This is a genomic window from Dyella lipolytica, from assembly GCF_030160075.1.
In the GTDB taxonomy this organism is placed as follows: Bacteria; Pseudomonadota; Gammaproteobacteria; order Xanthomonadales; family Rhodanobacteraceae; genus Dyella_B; species Dyella_B lipolytica.
Genome location: NZ_BSNQ01000009.1, coordinates 536,910 through 554,524 on the forward strand (window position 1 = coordinate 536,910; position 17,615 = coordinate 554,524).

General features: G+C 56.7%; 14 protein-coding genes. 7 read left to right on the forward strand and 7 right to left on the reverse strand.

Going from position 1 to position 17,615, the window contains the following annotated elements; genetic code table 11:
• Positions 1-6: 6 nt before the first annotated feature.
• The 7 genes from QQL64_RS15565 to QQL64_RS15595 form a co-directional block, all read right to left on the reverse strand.
• Complete coding sequence (locus QQL64_RS15565) at positions 7-711, reverse strand: nucleotidyltransferase family protein (RefSeq protein WP_284401300.1); 705 nt, start codon at positions 709-711, stop codon at positions 7-9.
• On the reverse strand, positions 698-1,297 hold the full coding sequence (locus tag QQL64_RS15570; RefSeq protein ID WP_284401301.1) for a D-sedoheptulose-7-phosphate isomerase: 600 nt from the start codon (positions 1,295-1,297) through the stop codon (positions 698-700). Before QQL64_RS15570 ends, QQL64_RS15565 begins: the two co-directional genes overlap by 14 nt.
• Positions 1,282-2,310: a GHMP family kinase ATP-binding protein gene (locus QQL64_RS15575; protein ID WP_284401302.1), complete on the reverse strand. Its 1,029-nt coding sequence runs from the start codon at positions 2,308-2,310 to the stop codon at positions 1,282-1,284. Before QQL64_RS15575 ends, QQL64_RS15570 begins: the two co-directional genes overlap by 16 nt.
• Positions 2,307-5,747: a glycosyltransferase gene (locus QQL64_RS15580; protein WP_284401303.1), complete on the reverse strand. Its 3,441-nt coding sequence runs from the start codon at positions 5,745-5,747 to the stop codon at positions 2,307-2,309. Before QQL64_RS15580 ends, QQL64_RS15575 begins: the two co-directional genes overlap by 4 nt.
• 4 nt (positions 5,748-5,751) lie before the next feature.
• Complete coding sequence (locus tag QQL64_RS15585) at positions 5,752-7,176, reverse strand: ABC transporter ATP-binding protein (protein WP_284401305.1); 1,425 nt, start codon at positions 7,174-7,176, stop codon at positions 5,752-5,754.
• Positions 7,166-7,990, reverse strand: coding sequence for an ABC transporter permease (locus QQL64_RS15590; protein WP_284401306.1), 825 nt, complete (start codon positions 7,988-7,990; stop codon positions 7,166-7,168). Before QQL64_RS15590 ends, QQL64_RS15585 begins: the two co-directional genes overlap by 11 nt.
• Positions 7,991-8,096: 106 nt before the next feature.
• On the reverse strand, positions 8,097-9,275 hold the full coding sequence (locus tag QQL64_RS15595) for a trans-sulfuration enzyme family protein (protein ID WP_284401307.1): 1,179 nt from the start codon (positions 9,273-9,275) through the stop codon (positions 8,097-8,099).
• A 379-nt stretch (positions 9,276-9,654) separates the two neighbouring features.
• On the opposite strand from QQL64_RS15595, the gene QQL64_RS15600 reads away from it, so the two are divergent.
• The 7 genes from QQL64_RS15600 (at position 9,655) to QQL64_RS15630 (ending at position 17,585) form a co-directional block, all read left to right on the forward strand.
• Entirely contained in the window at positions 9,655-10,482 is an 828-nt protein-coding gene (locus QQL64_RS15600) for a hypothetical protein (protein ID WP_284401308.1), read from the forward strand.
• Positions 10,483-10,651: 169 nt separating this feature from the next.
• Positions 10,652-11,701, forward strand: a complete 1,050-nt coding sequence (gene rfbB / locus QQL64_RS15605; protein ID WP_284401311.1) for a dTDP-glucose 4,6-dehydratase — start codon at positions 10,652-10,654, stop codon at positions 11,699-11,701.
• Entirely contained in the window at positions 11,698-12,585 is an 888-nt protein-coding gene (gene rfbA, locus QQL64_RS15610; RefSeq protein WP_284401313.1) for a glucose-1-phosphate thymidylyltransferase RfbA, read from the forward strand. Before rfbB ends, rfbA begins: the two co-directional genes overlap by 4 nt.
• Positions 12,582-13,139, forward strand: a complete 558-nt coding sequence (gene rfbC, locus QQL64_RS15615) for a dTDP-4-dehydrorhamnose 3,5-epimerase (protein WP_284401314.1) — start codon at positions 12,582-12,584, stop codon at positions 13,137-13,139. The genes rfbA and rfbC overlap by 4 nt, the downstream gene beginning before the upstream one ends.
• A complete protein-coding gene (rfbD, locus tag QQL64_RS15620; protein ID WP_284401316.1) occupies positions 13,136-14,086 on the forward strand; it encodes a dTDP-4-dehydrorhamnose reductase in 951 nt (316 codons plus the stop codon). The genes rfbC and rfbD overlap by 4 nt, the downstream gene beginning before the upstream one ends.
• A gap of 455 nt (positions 14,087-14,541) precedes the next feature.
• Complete coding sequence (locus QQL64_RS15625; RefSeq protein WP_284401318.1) at positions 14,542-16,713, forward strand: CmcI family methyltransferase; 2,172 nt, start codon at positions 14,542-14,544, stop codon at positions 16,711-16,713.
• A complete protein-coding gene (locus tag QQL64_RS15630; protein ID WP_284401322.1) occupies positions 16,710-17,585 on the forward strand; it encodes a class I SAM-dependent methyltransferase in 876 nt (291 codons plus the stop codon). Before QQL64_RS15625 ends, QQL64_RS15630 begins: the two co-directional genes overlap by 4 nt.
• The last annotated feature ends 30 nt before the right edge of the window (positions 17,586-17,615 follow it).

Genomic DNA, 17,615 nt, shown 5'->3' on the forward strand with positions numbered 1-17,615 from the left:
TTACGGTCACTTCATCTCCGCAAACATGTGCTGCGCGCGCGCATAGTCGTCTGGAACACCGATATCTATGAAGTCACTTGAATCACCGTAAGCGGCAACCCTGCCAGCCAGAGCTTCGGGCTGAAGTACCACGGTTTCGAAAGAATAGTTTCTATCGACCGGCAAGCTGGCGATACCCTCTTGGGTCAGGAAATAACTTCCAGCATTGATATAGCCGGCACCTTGGCCGCCTTTTTCACGAAAGGCAGTGACCAGCCCCTCTCTTACTTCTACCGCACCGTACCGACCGACGTCAGGAACCCAAGCTAGCGCGATCCCGATTGAAAGCTGCTGTGCATTCACGCAATTTTCCAGCTTGGCGAAATCAAAGCGTAGAAATGTATCGCCGTTCGCCAGATGGACTGCATCACCGTGCAGCAGTTCGGCCGCCTGTCGAATAGCTCCGCCTGTACCAAGTGGCTCTTCTTCTCGGGAATAACTGACATCCATATCACGCCAACGAGCGCCGATGGCTTGCTCGACTTTCTCCGCCAAATAACCGGTGGCTAGAATGACGCGCCTGATGCCTCCGATTGACAATTGATCTAGCAGGTGGGCGAGGAACGGGCGACCGGCTACCGGTGCCAACGGCTTGGGTAAATCCGGCACGACCCCGCGCAAGCGAGTTCCTAACCCTCCGACCAGAACGATCGCCTCTTCAGCCTTTGGCATTCGCAAATATCTCTTGCTCGATCAGGTCGCATAGCAAATGACCGACTATTTCGTGGCCTTCTTGAATCTTGGGAGTTTCACTGGAAGGCATTCGAAAGCAAATGTCACAGGAGTCGGCCATAGCGCCGCCACTCTTTCCCGTAAAGCCGATTACGTTGATGTTTGCAGTTCGCGCAGCCTGAATGGCGCGAAGTATGTTCTTGGAATTTCCTGACGTGGAGATCGCCAACAGCACATCACCATCCCTGCCCAACGCTTCGACCTGACGTGCGAACACATAGTCGTAGCCGTAGTCGTTGCCAATCGCCGTGAGAATGCTTGTATCCGTCGTCAGTGCCAAAGCTGGTAGGCCGGGACGGTCGAAGTTGAAGCGACTGACCAGCTCACCCGCCCAGTGTTGCGCGTCGGCGGCACTGCCGCCATTGCCAGCAAACATCAACTTGTTTCCGCGCTTAAGCGCGGCCACGCACAAATCGAGCGCACGCCCAATCTGCTCGTGAAGCTGCACGTCGGTAGACATGGCGCTAAGCAATGCCATGGATTTGCTGAAAGCTTCGTCAATTTTTGTTGTCAAGTGATGCGCCACGCGATTGCTCCTTGTGCGGTGAAGTGAAAATCCATGATGCTTCCCCCTTGTTCTAGAAGAGCTCGTGACAAGCGCAACCGTTCCTCTGGATCACACAGAAACATCATAAATCCGCCGCCGCCGGCACCCGACACTTTGGCGGCACGTGCACCATTGGCAAAGGCCACGCGTTCTACATTTTCAATCAGCGGATTGCTGATGCTGGTAGCCGTTTTTTTCTTTGCCTCCCAGCCTGCCTGCAGCGTTACTTCGAGACCGCGAAGGTCGCCACGCAAAACACATTCCTTCATTTGCACCGCCTCTCGTTTAAGGCTATGCATGGCGTCGATAGAGGACTGCTTGCTCTGGCCGACATTACGCGATTGCTGGTCGATAATATCGGCCGATGCACGCGACACGCCTGTAAAGTACAGAACAAGGGAGGCCTCCAGCTCTGCCCACACCCAATCCTTGATACGCAGTGGGTTAACTACCACACGCTCGTTAGCGTAGAACTCCATAAAATTGAAGCCGCCAAACGTCGCCGCATACTGATCTTGCTTGCCGCCTGCCAAACCGAGATCTTTTCGCTCGATTTCATAAGCGAGCTTCGCGACCTCGTATTCACCCAGCGGTAGATTGAAGTACTCCACAAACGCCTGTAGAAGCGCCACCACCATCGTGGATGACGAACCCAGCCCAGAACCCGGTGGCGCATCTGAGAAAGTTCTCACGTGCAATGCAGCAGCGTCGCCACCCAGAAACTCGTGCACAATGCGGTTATAGACACCTTTCAGCAATTGGAGCGGCCCATGGGTAGGGATCACATCGCCGCAATGCCATTCTTCATGCGCACCGCTGTCCAGTGTGGAAAAGCGACAACGGCCATCCTGTGAGGGGCTAAGGGACGTATAAGCGTAACGGTCGATGGTGACGTTCATTACGTGACCGCCGAATAGATCACAGTACGGCGCAACGTCCGTTCCACCACCGGCTAGACCAAGGCGCAATGGAGCGCGCGATCGCACGATCATGCAATGCCTCCCGCACGCTGCACACTGCTCACAGCACTCAGTTCCTGTGAAAACACCCGCCATTGGGCGTCTGTTGTAAAGTTTTGACTGACGTAGGCCTGTCCCTCGCGAGATTTAGCCTGCCACAGCGAGTCATCTGCAAGCAGCTCCAGTACTTTTTGAGCGAACTGTTCTGGGCTCTCCGCTACTGAAAGCGCATTTACGGCCGAGCTCAGACCTTGTGCACCGGCAGGGGACGTTACGCACGGAACGCCGAAACGCATGGCTTCAATGACTTTTCCCTTCACACCACCTCCATAACGCAACGGAGCGACTACCACGCGCGCCGACATATAACGCTCAGTCAATTCCTCGTCGGACACAAAGCCAGTGACTTCGACATGATCGCTCGCAAGAGCCAACACCGTATCGGTTGGATTCGATCCGACAAGCGAAAGCTTAATCTCTGGACGCACTGCTCGAACAAGCGGCAGGACTTCGCGTGTAAACCAGATTGCTGCATCAACATTAGGCCCGTGGACAAATCCCGCGACAAATATCAACCCGGAGCGCATATCGAGGTTGGACCATGGCGCCTCAGGTAGCGAGTCATAGGAATAGGGTGCAACCGTATAACAGCGTGCTGGCGATCCATGCCGGCTAAGCCAATCTTTGACGTGCGCAGTTTCGGTTTCCGACGGGTAGTAGACGGCGTCAACGCGCGACCATATCTCATGCTCCATCGCTTCGAAGCGATCTCGCTCTAGTTTGGTCTCTTCGGTGTATTGCACACCGAGCTGATCATCGAGCCTCAAGTAATGGATGTCGTGCCCGTAGTAGAGCAATGGCGCGCTAACGTACTTACGAACAGCGCTGATGAAGTCAATGGAAATATGGGGTCTGCTCAATAGTACGCAACCAATGTAAGCCGCATTGTCGCGAATCCAGTTTTCGAACCCGGTGTAAAACTCTTCGCCATACATCACTTCGACACCGAGCTGCTGCAATGCAGGCAGATAGACGCTATCCGCGCATAGGTTCTGCGGCCAGAACTTCACAGCGAACCCCAACTGCTTAAACATGACCATGAACTGCCACATGGTGCGCGAACCTGCATCACGATCTGGCTGAGGCACATAATGATCAATAATAAGGATGGTACGAGCCTGGCTAGTTCGCCCACGCGCTAATGCGACGTGCTGGCCATTTCTAAAATGCTCGCGCTCCAGCGTGTCCCGCCATCGTTCACGAAAACGGCGCTGATTCTCCACTTGGTAAGATTTGACGCCCGCATTCACATCCGTGCCGTGCGATATTCCCTCGAAATGGATTACGACCGAGGTAGGTTGGTAATAGAGTTTGAGCCCAGCCTCTCGCACTTTAAAGGCCAGGTCGGAGTCTTCGCAGTAAGCCGGCACATAGCGCTCGTCGAACCGCCCCAGACGCTCGAATAGCTCCTTTTCGATCAGCAAAGAGGCACCAGAGCAGTAATCAACCTCTCGCACATAGTTGTAGATGCTGCGTTCCGGATTGTCGAGGCGACCATAGTTCCAGGCGCCGCCATCCTCCCAGAGGATTCCACCGGCTTCTTGCAACCTGCCATCGGGGTATACGAGCTTTGAACCCACCATTCCGCAATCGGGATAGTGGTCAAAAATATCGAGCATCGCGTCAAGCCAACCTGCGGTGACTTCGGTGTCATTGTTCAGGAGATAAAGGTACTTGCCCTTGATAAGCGTTGACGCCCTATTGCAGGAACGCAAGAAACCCAGATTCTGCGGGTTTTCCTCATAACGCAGGCCGGGCACAGTTGCCAGGGAACGCATGGCCGGGTCACCCGAGGCGTCCTCTACCACCAGCACCTCGAAGGGCACCAAGGGCGGGTTGCTCATGATGGAATATAGGCAAGCCACGGTGTACGCGAATTGGCCATACGCGGGCACGACGATGCTGACCAGTGGCTCGGCGAATTCTGGAAAGTTTAATGCCCTAAGCTTCGTCTCAACATCGAGCGAGCTAACTGCCGTTTTGGGAACCGCGCGGCGAATCTGTCGATAATGCTGGAACCGACTACGCAAAGCATGTTTGATCGGAGCCACATCACCCCTGACAAGTCTCGATAGCAGGCGTAACGGTCTAGTAATGCGCCACGAATGAGAAGTCATGATCGACTGTAACTGTCCGCGCAAACCGGCTAGCTCCTGCTCCATGGCAAGCGCTTGAACACTCATCTTCCTATTTGCATTGAGGTAGGTTGCGTTGCGCGCAATGAGATCGCGCAGCTGCAATTCGGACTTCTCCTGCTTTTCGTGCAGCGAGTTGTAGTCGTACAGTAGATCATTCATGGCGCTTTCAAGGCTTGCTGCAACCTTATGCTTGGTCGCAACCTCAAGCGGCCGACCCACAGGAGCCACGTCGCCTTGGACAACACCTGTCACTACGCCTGCAATGAATTCCATTTCCACGGAGGTCTCATCCAACTCGTCCTGAAGAGCATTCGCTCGTTCGCGAAGTCTGGCAATTTCCTCATTGTGTTCAATCAACGCACCAAACTGTTTGCGAAGGCCCGCTATTTCCTTATCACGTTCAATCAACTCGCTTTCCATGCCCTTCGCCCATCGCGCGACACCCTCGTGCTCCTGCACCAGCGCAGCATAGATGGCATGTACTTTGGTTAGTTCCAAGTCTGTTTTCTGCGCCCATTCCGCTATTTGCTGATGACGAATATAGAGATCTTCGGCCTCAGACAGGAAAATCGAGGAATTAAGATTTGGCAAAACCGCCGCATCTGATGCGGCTATGGCAATGAAGTAGACGGGATCAGCAAGCTGTACCGCTCGCTCGGTTACCTCGTTGCCCGTGTCGGTAAACGCGTCCATGCATGAACCGTTGTCGCCATGAACTGCAGCGATCACCGAGCCTGTCGCTAGACGCTGCCCGTAGTAGCGGACCTGCTGAAACCGAGCATGGAGCAACGCGTCAAATTCTGCGAAATCAAGTTCCTTGACGTGGAATTCGTTGTAGTGCGCGGCTTTTTCAGTGTACACGGGGCGATTAGGTGACGACATAATCAACACACCGTCCGGCCGGAGCACACGGCGTATCTCGTCGATCATTTCTACATGCTTGTCGTGATGCTCAATCGTTTCGAACGACACCACGATGTCGACACTGTTATCAGGCAGTGGAATTGACGCTGCATTCCCTTCTCGGTATTCAAGCCCCGCGATGCCCGCGTATGTCTGCATTGCATGCTGGACGGCCTCGGCGGAGATATCGACACCGATCACCGATGCTGCGCGGCGCGCGAGCATGGCGCTGCCATAACCCTCTCCGCAAGCAATGTCGAGCACAGCTTTACCTTCCACCAGGGTACGGCACCATGCATATCGATGCAGGTGTTCGTGCCTTATTTCACCAGGCAGCGTAGGAAGGTAGCGCTCGCCAGTAAATTCCATATGATCAGATCCTCGACTGCTGGATTTCTATCAAGTGCATCGGAATGCCGACCAAGCCGTGCCGCATCGTGCTCTCACTCGCCCTGAACGTCAGCGCATCGTGAATCCAATGCTGATGCGTGTGGTCATCCTGGGAGCCGCTGGCGAGAGCGACGTCGATCGAGTACTCACCGGAGGGAAGGACAGGCATCCTGAACTTGAATTTTGCCTGCAAACGAGTGCCCGCACTCGCCGCCACTGGGTGATCGCGATATGTCAAATAAGTGTTGTCGCCAAACAAGCGCTGCCCAAGCCTGTCTTTCACGTAGAAGCCGAAAATAGGTCCACGCAGGGGTATCGATGTGGTCGCGTCAATAACTAGATCGACCATCTCCCCTCCGCTAAGAAGCTGGCCGCTTGCTCCCTCGTCGCCGACTAGCGATACATCGGTGATTTTTGCGGCGCCAGCGCCAAATTCGGTACCTGCCTTGTCTGGGTCGAATTCAAATACTTCGAATGCGTTGCGCTGATCGCCAGCATTGAGTTGGCGAATACGCGAGTCAATTACGTCAACGACCGAATCACCGCTTCTTTCCGAGTGCGGCGCGGTGGATGCGGATGCCGGTGCGCTCAACGTAGCCGAAGCATCGGATCGAATGGCCACAGACTCGCCCATACTCTTCCTGTCAGCAGCATGTTGCGCGGCGAGATATTGCTCCACTACGGTCTTGGTAACCCCGTCCAGAATCTGCTGCCCACGATCGAGCCAAATAGCCCGGTCGCATAGATTAGTTACCGCTGTGGTGTCGTGACTTACAAAAAGAAGAGTTCCCCTCTTTTGAAATTCGCGCAAATAGCGCATGCATTTTTGAGTAAAGCGAATATCGCCGACGCTTAGCGCTTCGTCGATCACCAAAGTATCGGCGTCGACATGCGCGGCAATAGCGAACGCTAATCGCACATACATACCGCTGGAATAAGTTTTGACCGGCTGACGAATAAAGTCACCGATATCGGCAAACGCCACAATCGAATCGAACCGTTTACGTAGTTCCTTCTCCGAAATACCGTAGAGCAGACCGCTCAAAAAGACGTTCTCCTCACCGGTGAATTCCGGATTAAAACCGGCACCAAGTTCGAGCAGCGCGGCAATGCGCCCATAAGTATTGATGCTGCCTTCAGTGGGATGGAGTGTTCCGCAGATCATCTGCAACAGCGTCGATTTGCCTGAACCGTTGCGACCAATGATGCCCACGGTCTCGCCACGTCGCACGTGGAAGCTGACACCTCGCAGTGCCCAAAACTCCTGGTGATAACGCAGGCCCTTCTTTCCAATCGCGCGCCCAAGCCGGGGCAGAATCATCTGCTTGAGGCGGTCGGCCGGCTTGGTATAGATATCGTACTTTTTACCGAGCGACTCGACAGAAATGGTTAACTCTTCAGAGGACATCGGCAAAACCCCGGCGAGAGCGCTCAAACCAACTAAATGAAGCCCAGGCGAACAAGCAAGACACCGTGGCGTACAGTCCCAACAAGATCCAGTTCGGCGCGCGCCCCCAAACCAGCACGTCGCGCGATGCTTCGACAATGGTCGTCAGCGGATTCAGGTACAGCAGTTTTTGATAAGGAGGGTGGATCAATTCTTTGGGATAGAAGATCGGGGCGAGAAACATCATCATCGCGGTAATGATGCCCATGGCTTGCTTGAGGTCACGCAGGAATACGCCCAGCGAGCTAAGCAACCATATCAACCCGGCGACGAAGGGCAAGAACACTGCGACCACGATGGGAAAATACACGGCGGTCCACGGGATGCTTCCCCGCACGACGATCGAGAAGATCAACAATACGAGGGTAGATACCAGCAGATGGAACAGCGCCGAGCCTAATGTGCTCCATGACAACACCTCTAGCGGAAACACCACCTTTTTGACGAAGTTGGTGTTCTCGACGATCAAGGTCGGCGCACGATTCGCGCATTCGGTAAACATGTTGTTTATATTCAGACCTGCGAAAAGGATCACCGCAAATTCGAAGTGCCCCGCGGTCTGTCCGCTCCAGCGGGACTTGAAGATAAATCCGAATACAAACGTGTAGACACCCAGCATCAACAACGGGTTGAAGAACGACCACAACAGACCGATGAACGAGCCTCGATAGCGTCCGACGACGTCGCGTCGCGCCATTTGTACGACCAGCACAAAGTTGCGCGCGAGCGCCCGGTAGGGGGACAGCGGATCGCGGAGGCGATATTTGGAAATCATGTATTAGTCACTAATAGATGGTGCAGTCCGTGTGATCTGACCGTTCGGATTGCCCAAGGATTCCTGGGTTTCGGCTGATATCCAGCAAAAATTGTTTGCGCCAGTTTCAGGCAAGAGCCGAAGCAAGTTCCTGCTTTAGATCGTCAATATCCTCCACTCCCACCGACAAGCGAATAAGGCTGTCGCTTATACCAAGTCGTTTGCGATTTGCTAGAGGCACCGACGCATGGGTCATGATGGCTGGATGCTCGATGAGACTTTCCACGCCGCCCAGCGATTCGGCCAGGGCAAACAATTGGCAGCGCTCCAAAACGCGACGCGCTTTTTTCAGTCCGCCCTTCACTTCCATGCTGATTATTCCTCCGAAGCCATCCATCTGCCGGCGCGCAAGCGCGTGCTGTGGATGACTCTTGAGTCCCGGATAAATCACGCGTTCAACAGCTGCATGCTTTTGCAGCCATGTCGCCAGCTCCATCGCGCCTTCGCAATGCGCCTTCATTCTCAAATGGAGTGTCTTCAGACCGCGCATGGCCAAGAAGGCATCGAAAGGACCTGCGACTGCGCCGACTGAGTTCTGCAGAAAGCCCATACGTTCCGCAAGATCCGACGTGCCTGCCACGACGATGCCACCCACCATGTCGGAATGTCCGTTTAGGTATTTGGTTGCTGAATGCAGGACAAGATCCGCGCCGAACTCCAGCGGCCGTTGAATGATAGGTGAGCAAAAGGTGTTGTCGACGACCAGGATCAACCCATGCTTACGTGCAAAAGCCGCGACCTTTTTGAGGTCGACCAGCTTGAGCATGGGGTTGGTCGGGGTCTCGGCCCAGATCATGCGGGTATTGGGCTTCAACGCTCTTTTGAGCGCGTGATCATCGTTCAGATCGATAAAGCTGAAATCAAGCCCCGCGGAACGACGGCGCACGCGTTCGAAAAGGCGATAGCTGCCACCGTACAGGTCATCCATGGCGATGACATGGCTGCCTGAGTCAAGCAGATCCAGGACCGTTGCCGCGGCCGCCAGCCCTGAAGCGAAGGCAAAACCGGCGGCTCCGCCCTCCAGCTCCGTCACACAGCGCTCGTACGCCATCCGAGTCGGATTTTGCGTACGCGAGTATTCATAGCCTTTATGTACGCCTGGGCTTTCCTGCACGTAGGTGGACGTCGCGTAGATCGGCGTCATGATCGCGCCGGTCGAAGGATCCGGGTGCTGCCCGGCATGGATTGCCCGGGTACCAAGACCCAGCTTCACTTGCCTTGCGGCATTCCTTGTCGATTTGCGCATACCCCGGGCACCGTTTGACGTGATGTTAAACAGCAATCTTACCTGTCGGCGGCGTCACAATAGAGCCCTAGCCGAACCGATGTTCATAAACCCGTGAGCGAACTGGGTTTTCGGCGTTGCGAATCACCCTTAGGACATACGTCCACGCCTGGACTCGCGCGGCGCCCGGCGAATGCCTAGGGGGTACCCGACACTCCCTGAATGCCTCAGGCTCGTGCACCCCTGGCACATTGCCCGGACCTACCGTTAAAGTGAAGCTGTCACAAAACTTACACTTAGGAGCATGTAGCGGGCGGCATATCAAGCCCTAGCTCGAGACCACGGCGCGGACAGCTTCCTAGTCAAATTCAATCTCCCAACGAATTTCACCAACCCTTTGATGATCGATCAGCACGTTCTTATCCACTATCACATCTTCAAGAACGCAGGCAGCAGCATAGACGCGAGCCTTCAACACTCCTTTGGGGATCGCTGGGGCATTTTCGAGGGATCTCACGCTCATGCGATCCAATCCAGCGCCCAGCTGGGAGAATTCTTGGATGCCAATCGCCATCTGGCTGCTATCTCGAGCCACCTTGCGCGACCACCGCTACCTCGCGCTAGCTGCCTACCAGTGGTTTTCATCCGACATCCTTTGTTGCGTGCCTACTCTGTCTACAATTTCACGCGATGGGACCCTTCCCAGCCTTACTCGGATATCGCACAAGGAGCAGCTTTTTCGGATTACCTGCGTTGGGCCTTAAGGAAAGAGCCCGGAAGCATCGTCATTCGGGACTACCAGGTTGTCCACCTTTCCGAGGCCTCCTGGCGCGGTGGCAATATCCTTAAAACAGCTGCTGAGCGATTGGATTTGGAGCAGGCATGTCAGCTGCTCACCGATTGGGGCATCGTTGGCCTCGTCGAGCAATTCGAGCTGTCGTCGCAAGTTTTCCAGGCGACATACGGCCCAAAGTTACCCGGCTTCAAGCTCCTGCCGAACTGGGAGAACGCGACAGGCAAAAAGGGGGTTTCTACCGAGGAGCAACTGGGGGATCTTCGGCAAGAGCTTGGTGAGGCGCTGTACTCGGACTTCATGGAGGCCAACCAGCTCGATCTCGCCTTGTACTCGCATGCACGCTCGGTGCTCGACCAAGCGATAATTCGAGCCGGTCTGACCGCTAGCCAGGACTCAATCCAGGGGGCACCTGTCGGTATTGAGTGCCGATAGCCAGGGCCCATTACTGTTCGGCACAGACGATCACGTTTTCCTGCGAATCCGATTAGAGCCCTATTTTTCGGGCCGAGAACACTGTCTGAACAGGCAGCGTAGACGCGTAGCATGGTCTGCACAGCGTTGTTTCCTATGACAGAATAGTGAACCACCCCCGGAGTTCTGCATGAAGACCCTGCTCGTAACCGGCGGTGCCGGTTTCATCGGTGCCAATTTCGTACTGCAGGCCATTGCTGACGGCCTTCGCGTGATCAACCTCGACAAACTTACCTACGCAGGTAACCCGGATACCCTCTCATCACTGAGCGAGAACGAGCGGCACGTTTTCGTACACGGGGACATTGGCGATCGCACCCTAGTCGACCGTTTGCTTGCCACGCACAAGCCCGATGCGATCGTCAATTTTGCGGCGGAATCGCACGTCGACCGATCGATCGACGGGCCGGCAGCCTTTGTGCATACCAACGTCGTGGGCACATTGGGGCTGTTGGAATCTTCACGGGACTACTGGCGAGCACTGGAAGGCGCGGCCAGGGAGGCATTCCGCTTCCTTCACGTGTCTACCGACGAGGTGTACGGCTCGCTCGGCGCCGAGGGAAGCTTCAGCGAAGCCACGCCCTATGCGCCCAACTCTCCGTATTCGGCATCGAAGGCCGCTTCCGACCATCTGGTCCGCGCCTTTCATCATACTTACGGGCTGCCTACGCTCACGACGAACTGTTCGAACAACTATGGCCCTTACCAGTTTCCCGAAAAGCTGATTCCGCTGGTGATCCAAAAAGCGCTTGCCGGCGAGCCGCTCCCGGTTTACGGCGACGGGCTCAATATCCGCGACTGGCTGTATGTCGGAGATCATTGCACGGCGATCCGCCGGGTACTCGAGGCCGGCCATCAAGGCGACACCTATAACGTAGGCGGCAATGCCGAGCGCACGAATATCACCGTGGTAAAAACCATTTGTGCCTTGCTGGATGCACGCCATCCCCTTGCTGGCGGTCGCCCCCGCGAATCGCTGATCACTTACGTCAAAGACCGCCCGGGTCACGACCGTCGCTACGCCATCGATTCCGGGAAGCTGCAACGGGAGCTGGGCTGGCGGCCTTCGCAAACCTTTGAGAGCGGGATCGCACAAACGGTGGATTGGTACCTAGCGCACCAACCCTGGGTGCAACGCGTACTTGATGGCAGCTATCGCATGGAGCGTCTTGGCGCATGAGTACGCACAAGGGCATTATTCTCGCCGGTGGTTCGGGAACGCGGCTTTATCCGATCACGCAGGCCGTTAGCAAGCAACTGCTGCCGATCTACGACAAGCCGATGGTGTATTACCCATTGTCCATCCTGATGCTAGCCGGCATCCGACAGATCCTGATGATCAATACACCGCATGAGCAGGCCTTGTTTCAGCGCCTGCTCGGCGATGGATCGCAATGGGGCATCGATATCCAATATGCCGTCCAACCCTCTCCCGATGGTCTGGCGCAAGCTTTCATCATCGGTCGCGACTTCGTCGGAACGGACCCTAGCTGCCTGGTACTAGGCGACAACATTTTCTACGGTGTCGGCCTCACCGAACGCCTGAAGCGGGCAGTATCGCGCGAGAAAGGCGCGACAGTGTTCGGCTACTGGGTCAAAGACCCTGAGCGCTACGGCGTCGCCGAGTTTGATTCCAACGGTCGCGTCATCGGGCTGGAGGAGAAACCAGCAAAACCCAAGTCACACTATGCAGTCACCGGTCTCTATTTCTATGACTCGCGGGTCTGCGACTACGCCGCCGCGCTGAAGCCCTCGGCGCGCGGCGAACTGGAAATCACCGACCTCAACCGCCGTTATCTGGAAGATGGATCGCTTCACCTGGAACAACTTGGCCGCGGCTACGCGTGGCTGGACACCGGTACGCACGAATCGCTGATGGAAGCCGGCAACTACATCGAGACGATCGAGAACCGGCAGGGACTGAAGGTGTGTTGTCCTGAGGAGATTGCCTATCTCAACGACTGGATCGACGCCGAACAATTGTTGCGGCTGGCCGCACCGCTGGCCAAAACCGGCTACGGTCAGTATCTGCAGCGTCTGGTCGAACAGGGGCATGTGCGATGAAGGTCATCCAGACGTCCTTACCGGGGGCGCTCGTCATCGAGCCACAGGTGTTTGGCGACGCGCGCGGATTCTTTTACGAGAGCTATAACGAAGCGAAATACATCGCCGCCGGTATCCGGATGCATTTCGTACAGAGCAACGTTTCGCGTTCCAGCAAAGGCGTGCTGCGCGGCTTGCATTACCAGTGGCCGAATCCGCAGGGCAAACTGGTGAGCGTGCTCGAAGGCGAGGTCTACGACGTGGCCGTGGACATCCGTCGCGGTTCGCCCACGTTCGGCCAGTGGGCCGGTGTCATGCTCACCGCCGAGAACCACCGGCACTTCTGGGTACCGGAGGGCTTTGCGCACGGTTTCTGCGTGCTGTCCGACCACGCCACCTTTACCTACCAGTGCACTGCCGCCTACGACGCGAAAGCCGACGCTGGCGTTCGCTGGGACGACGCAAGCCTTGGCATCGACTGGCCCATCAGCAACCCCCAGCTTTCGGAGAAAGATCTAAAGGCCCCGCTGCTTTCAGACGTCCCGACCGAGCGACTGCCCACGTTTACGCCATGAACATTTTGCTGCTGGGTGCGAATGGCCAGCTCGGCCGCGATTTCCTCGAACACGGCGGCCTAGCCGCCCTCGGCCACCTGATAGCGGCAACCCGTGACGGCAAGCGCATCGATGGTCATTCGGCCGAGGTCGCCGACCTCTCCCGTCCCGACACGCTGCCCGCTTTGCTCAACAAACTGCGCCCCGGGATCATCGTGAATGCAGCCGCCTATACAGCGGTAGACCGTGCCGAACAGGAAGAGGAGCTGGCCACGCGCGTCAACGGTGAGGCCGTGGGCGTGCTTGGCAAGTGGGCCGCCTCCAACCATGCCTTGGTTGTGCATTACTCCACCGATTACGTCTTCGACGGCAGCGCGACAACGCCCTACCCCGTGGATGCCGCTACAGCTCCTTTGGGAGCCTACGGCCGCAGCAAGCTGGCTGGCGAGCGCGCGCTACAGGCCAGTGGTGCAGCGCATTTGCTGCTGCGTACGGCATGGGTCTACGCGCCGCATGGCCACAACTTTCTGCGCACCATGCTGCGATTGGGCGCCGAGCGCGAAGAACTGCGAGTGGTGGCCGACCAGCACGGCGCTCCTACCAGCACCCGCCTGATCGTCGGCGCCACGCTGGCCGCACTCGATACCTGGCAAAAATCCGATACGAAGCAACGGCAAAACGTACTCGGAACCCATCACTTGGTCGCTAGCGGACATACCAGCTGGCACGGTTTCGCTACGGCGATTTTCGATGCCGCGAAAGCGCGTGGACTGATCGCCCGCGCACCGCGCGTCGTGCCGATTTCAACCGCCGAATTTCCGACACCCGCGCGACGCCCCGCCTGGTCGGTGCTCGATAACACCGGCTTCCAGCAACGCGTCGGACATGCTCTGCCCGACTGGCGGGACGGTCTGGACGAGGTCATCGAACACCTCTCCCGGACTGGCGATCCCCATCGCTCTCAATAACGGGACGGCAGCACTACACGCCCGAAATAAAGCGGTAACCTTATCCGCTGTGCCGAGCATTGCCGAATACACGCCCGGAAGTCCCATTCAGCAACCCGGCACGGCTATCACCCTTTATCCGAGCGGATATACAGCTGCCATACGCCGGCGTGTTGCACATTTGAACGGGAAACACGATCTTTGGATTTCACTCTTTATCTCCTGGTGTGCACCCCATGATGAAAGCCCTCCGCCCTTCCACCCAGAGCGGACCCGTTGAGGGGGTAGTGGACGAGTTGGTGAACCATACCCTGCGTGGATGGGCATGCGCCTCGGGTAACGACTCGCCTCACGTCTATGTCGAAGTCCGGTCCGGGAGTCAGGTATGGGGGGCTGATGCGCTCGCCTTCAGATCGGACCTCGCCGCTGCCGGCAAGCGCGGAGGACATTGCGCTTTTGCGATAGCACTTGACCCCATGCCATCGCCTGGATCCAAGCTCACGGTCAGCGCCATCACCGCCGATGGAAAGCGCCATACACTCCGCGGTAGCCCGCTGATTGTCCCGGCACCGTTGGGCGGCGCCACACCTGCGCATGACCAGCCCGATGTTCTGCCTTTGCCGATAAGCGCAGACAACCTCTGTGGCTCGCTGGATCAATGTGGCCCACTACGCATCCGCGGGTGGGCGCATTGGCTTGACCACTCCCATCAACCTTTGACGCTATCGCTGTGGGAATTCGAACGCGAACTGCTGCGCCTAGACGCCAACCAGTGGCGCAGCGACCTCGCGGAACTACGCGAAGGAGATGGTTGTTGTGGTTTTGAAGCCCCGCTGCCCGCAGAACTTGGCGATGGCGAACTTCACACGCTGGATCTGCGCCGTAGCGACACGGGCGCATCCGTGCTGTCCCGTCCCTTTCGGATGCGTGTCAGAAACTTACAGGCCTCATCGACAGCGCGTCAGGACGGCCCCGCTCCTCTGACGCGCATACCGGCAAAGCGCAAAGTCACCCTTTCGGTGATCGTCAACTTCTACAACATGCGACGCGAGGCAGAGCGCACGCTGACCTCGCTGAGCCATAGCTATCAGAAAGGAGCCGACGACTTCGATTACGAGGTCCTATGTATCGACAACGGTTCCAATCCTCCGCTCGATCCCGCATGGATCGAGCGTTTCGGCCCGCAGTTTCGCCTTGTGCGACCGAGCCGCCAGCTCGCCTCACCTTGCGCAGCGATCAACGAAGCCGCTCTTCAGGCACAAGGCGATTACCTGGCCATCATGATCGACGGTGCTCACCTGCTCACTCCAGGTGTATTTCACGCGGCGCGACAAGCATGGGAGCATCACGCCGACGCCGTTGTCGCGGTACGCCATTGGTTCATTGGCGGAGACCAGCGCTGGCTCGCAGTAGCCGGCTATACACGGCAAATGGAAGATCGACTATTCGAGCGCATCCAATGGCCGAACAACGGGTATGAGCTATTCCGGATAAGTGCACCCATCGGCGAAAGTCCCGAGCCCTGGCTTGAGGGATTAAGCGAGAGCAATTGTCTGATGCTGCCTACCTCGCTCTACGACCGCATTGGCGGCATGGACGAAGCGTTCGATCAGGCGGGCGGTGGTTTTGCGAACTTGGATCTCTGGCACCGTGCCAGCGAAAGTTCCCTCGGCCCTCTTGTATCGCTGGTAGGTGAAGCAAGCTTCCATCAATTTCATGGTGGTACCACCACCAATGTCGAAGACGCGGAAAAAGATGTACGCGTCCGTGCCTATGCTAATGCGTATCGCGCGCTGCGCGGTAAAGACTTCGTTGGCGTGCCTCCCTCACGTTTGCATTTTCGTGGCAGCCTGCAATCAGAGTTTGCCACCGGCATACGCCAACGCAGCCTTATCCCACTACGACTTGGTATCACCGAGCAGATCCGCCCCGGTCAACTACCGGTTCACTTCGACGAAGGTGCGCAGACCTATCTTCAATCGGTGTATGCCGAGTGCGGTCTACACCACGGTGTGATGTGGATGGGACAACCGGCCGGCGTCGCGCCCGCCGATCTAATCAACCTGCAGGATATCGTCTATCAGCTTCGCCCCGACGCCATCATCACCGTCGGAACAGAATGCGGACTGGTGGGTTTTATCGACACTGCTCTTGATGCCATGGGAAGCGGAGACACTCGCATCTTGTGCATCAGTCCGGCATCCATTGCCTCCACGCCATTGCCTCGCGTGACCGTGCTGCAAGGTAAAGCGGACGACCCGCATATATTGGCAACAGCGCGCCATTGGACGGGAAGCGCCGAAACCGTACTGGTGCTTTACGACGCGAACTCATCCGCGGCGTTTTCCTTGACATCGCTCCAGGCCTACGGTGCGTTGGTGTCCTACCGATCCTATCTTGTCTGTCTCGGCACCTTGTTCGGACAGCCTTGGCTGGGATACTCAAACCGTCAGCCGCTTCAGACCATTCGCGAATTCATCCGCGACGATAAATCCTTTGTCGTCGACCGCAGCTGGAATAGGCAACTGATCAGCACCTGCCCGTCCGGTTATCTACGCAAAATTGGCGATCCAGTCACCGCCGCCCACTACGATCCTACGCTAGACGAGTTTGCCTCGGCACCGCGTTTTCCGGAGAACGTTCAATGAACCGCTTTTGGCATCGCTACATCAGACCTCTGATCGATATCGCTCAACCGAGTCGAATTCTGGAAATCGGTGCAGACTCAGGCTGGAACACGCGCAATATCCTTGAGTATTGCCAGGCCAAAGGTGCTCAAGCGGATATCGTCGACCCGGCACCACGACCCAGTCTGCACGAGGTGCTGAAGCAATACAGTGCTGATCATTACCGTTACTACCCGCTGAAAAGCATTGCCGTCATTCCGCAACTCCTCACCCCCGATATTGCGCTCATCGACGGCGACCACAACTGGGCGACGGTTTACAGCGAACTCAACCTCTTGCATGCCAATGCCGAAGCGGCAGGCTTGCCGCCGCCCATTGTGATATCGCATGACGTGGCATGGCCCTATGCGCGACGCGATATGTACTACAACCCGGACGACCTGGAAGCTTCGCAAAAGCATCCCTATGCGTATCGTGGCATGTTGCCGGGGATCAATGAGTTGGTGGAGCAAGGCATGAATGGCATCCTCGCCAATGCCCTTCATGAAGGCGGTCCACGCAACGGAGTACTGACCGCGATTGAAGACTACATTGCAAGCGCTGGCATCGACTTTCATTTTTACAAACTGCCGTTCTTCAACGGGCTGGGCGTTCTGATACCCGCTGCTCGCATGACGCCAGCGTTGCAGCAATTGATCGATAGCTTCTTCACTGCGGAAAGCTTGCTCGACGCCTGCATCGCCATCGAAAACGACAGCATGCACCTGCGCGCCATCCTCGCGCAGACAGAAACGTGCCTTAGTCGCCGTACCGAGGCACTGGAGCGGGCACGCAGCGTGATCGAAACGCTAAGTCGCCGAATTGCCGAATTGGAAAAGCAACCTGTGCATTAAGCACAGGTTTGCGATCTTTCGACAGATTGC

What these genes read in the sequence shown, in the direction of transcription:
- QQL64_RS15625 (WP_284401318.1), top strand. Translation starts at nt 14,542, where the DNA reads ATGCCATCGCCTGGATCCAAGCTCACGGTCAGCGCCATCACCGCCGAT.
- QQL64_RS15565 (WP_284401300.1), bottom strand. Translation starts at nt 711, where the DNA reads ATGCCAAAGGCTGAAGAGGCGATCGTTCTGGTCGGAGGGTTAGGAACT.
- QQL64_RS15575 (WP_284401302.1), bottom strand. Translation starts at nt 2,310, where the DNA reads ATGATCGTGCGATCGCGCGCTCCATTGCGCCTTGGTCTAGCCGGTGGT.
- QQL64_RS15595 (WP_284401307.1), bottom strand. Translation starts at nt 9,275, where the DNA reads ATGCGCAAATCGACAAGGAATGCCGCAAGGCAAGTGAAGCTGGGTCTT.
- rfbB (WP_284401311.1), top strand. Translation starts at nt 10,652, where the DNA reads ATGAAGACCCTGCTCGTAACCGGCGGTGCCGGTTTCATCGGTGCCAAT.
- QQL64_RS15600 (WP_284401308.1), top strand. Translation starts at nt 9,655, where the DNA reads ATGATCGATCAGCACGTTCTTATCCACTATCACATCTTCAAGAACGCA.
- QQL64_RS15580 (WP_284401303.1), bottom strand. Translation starts at nt 5,747, where the DNA reads ATGGAATTTACTGGCGAGCGCTACCTTCCTACGCTGCCTGGTGAAATA.
- QQL64_RS15590 (WP_284401306.1), bottom strand. Translation starts at nt 7,990, where the DNA reads ATGATTTCCAAATATCGCCTCCGCGATCCGCTGTCCCCCTACCGGGCG.
- rfbA (WP_284401313.1), top strand. Translation starts at nt 11,698, where the DNA reads ATGAGTACGCACAAGGGCATTATTCTCGCCGGTGGTTCGGGAACGCGG.
- rfbC (WP_284401314.1), top strand. Translation starts at nt 12,582, where the DNA reads ATGAAGGTCATCCAGACGTCCTTACCGGGGGCGCTCGTCATCGAGCCA.
- QQL64_RS15630 (WP_284401322.1), top strand. Translation starts at nt 16,710, where the DNA reads ATGAACCGCTTTTGGCATCGCTACATCAGACCTCTGATCGATATCGCT.
- rfbD (WP_284401316.1), top strand. Translation starts at nt 13,136, where the DNA reads ATGAACATTTTGCTGCTGGGTGCGAATGGCCAGCTCGGCCGCGATTTC.
- QQL64_RS15585 (WP_284401305.1), bottom strand. Translation starts at nt 7,176, where the DNA reads ATGTCCTCTGAAGAGTTAACCATTTCTGTCGAGTCGCTCGGTAAAAAG.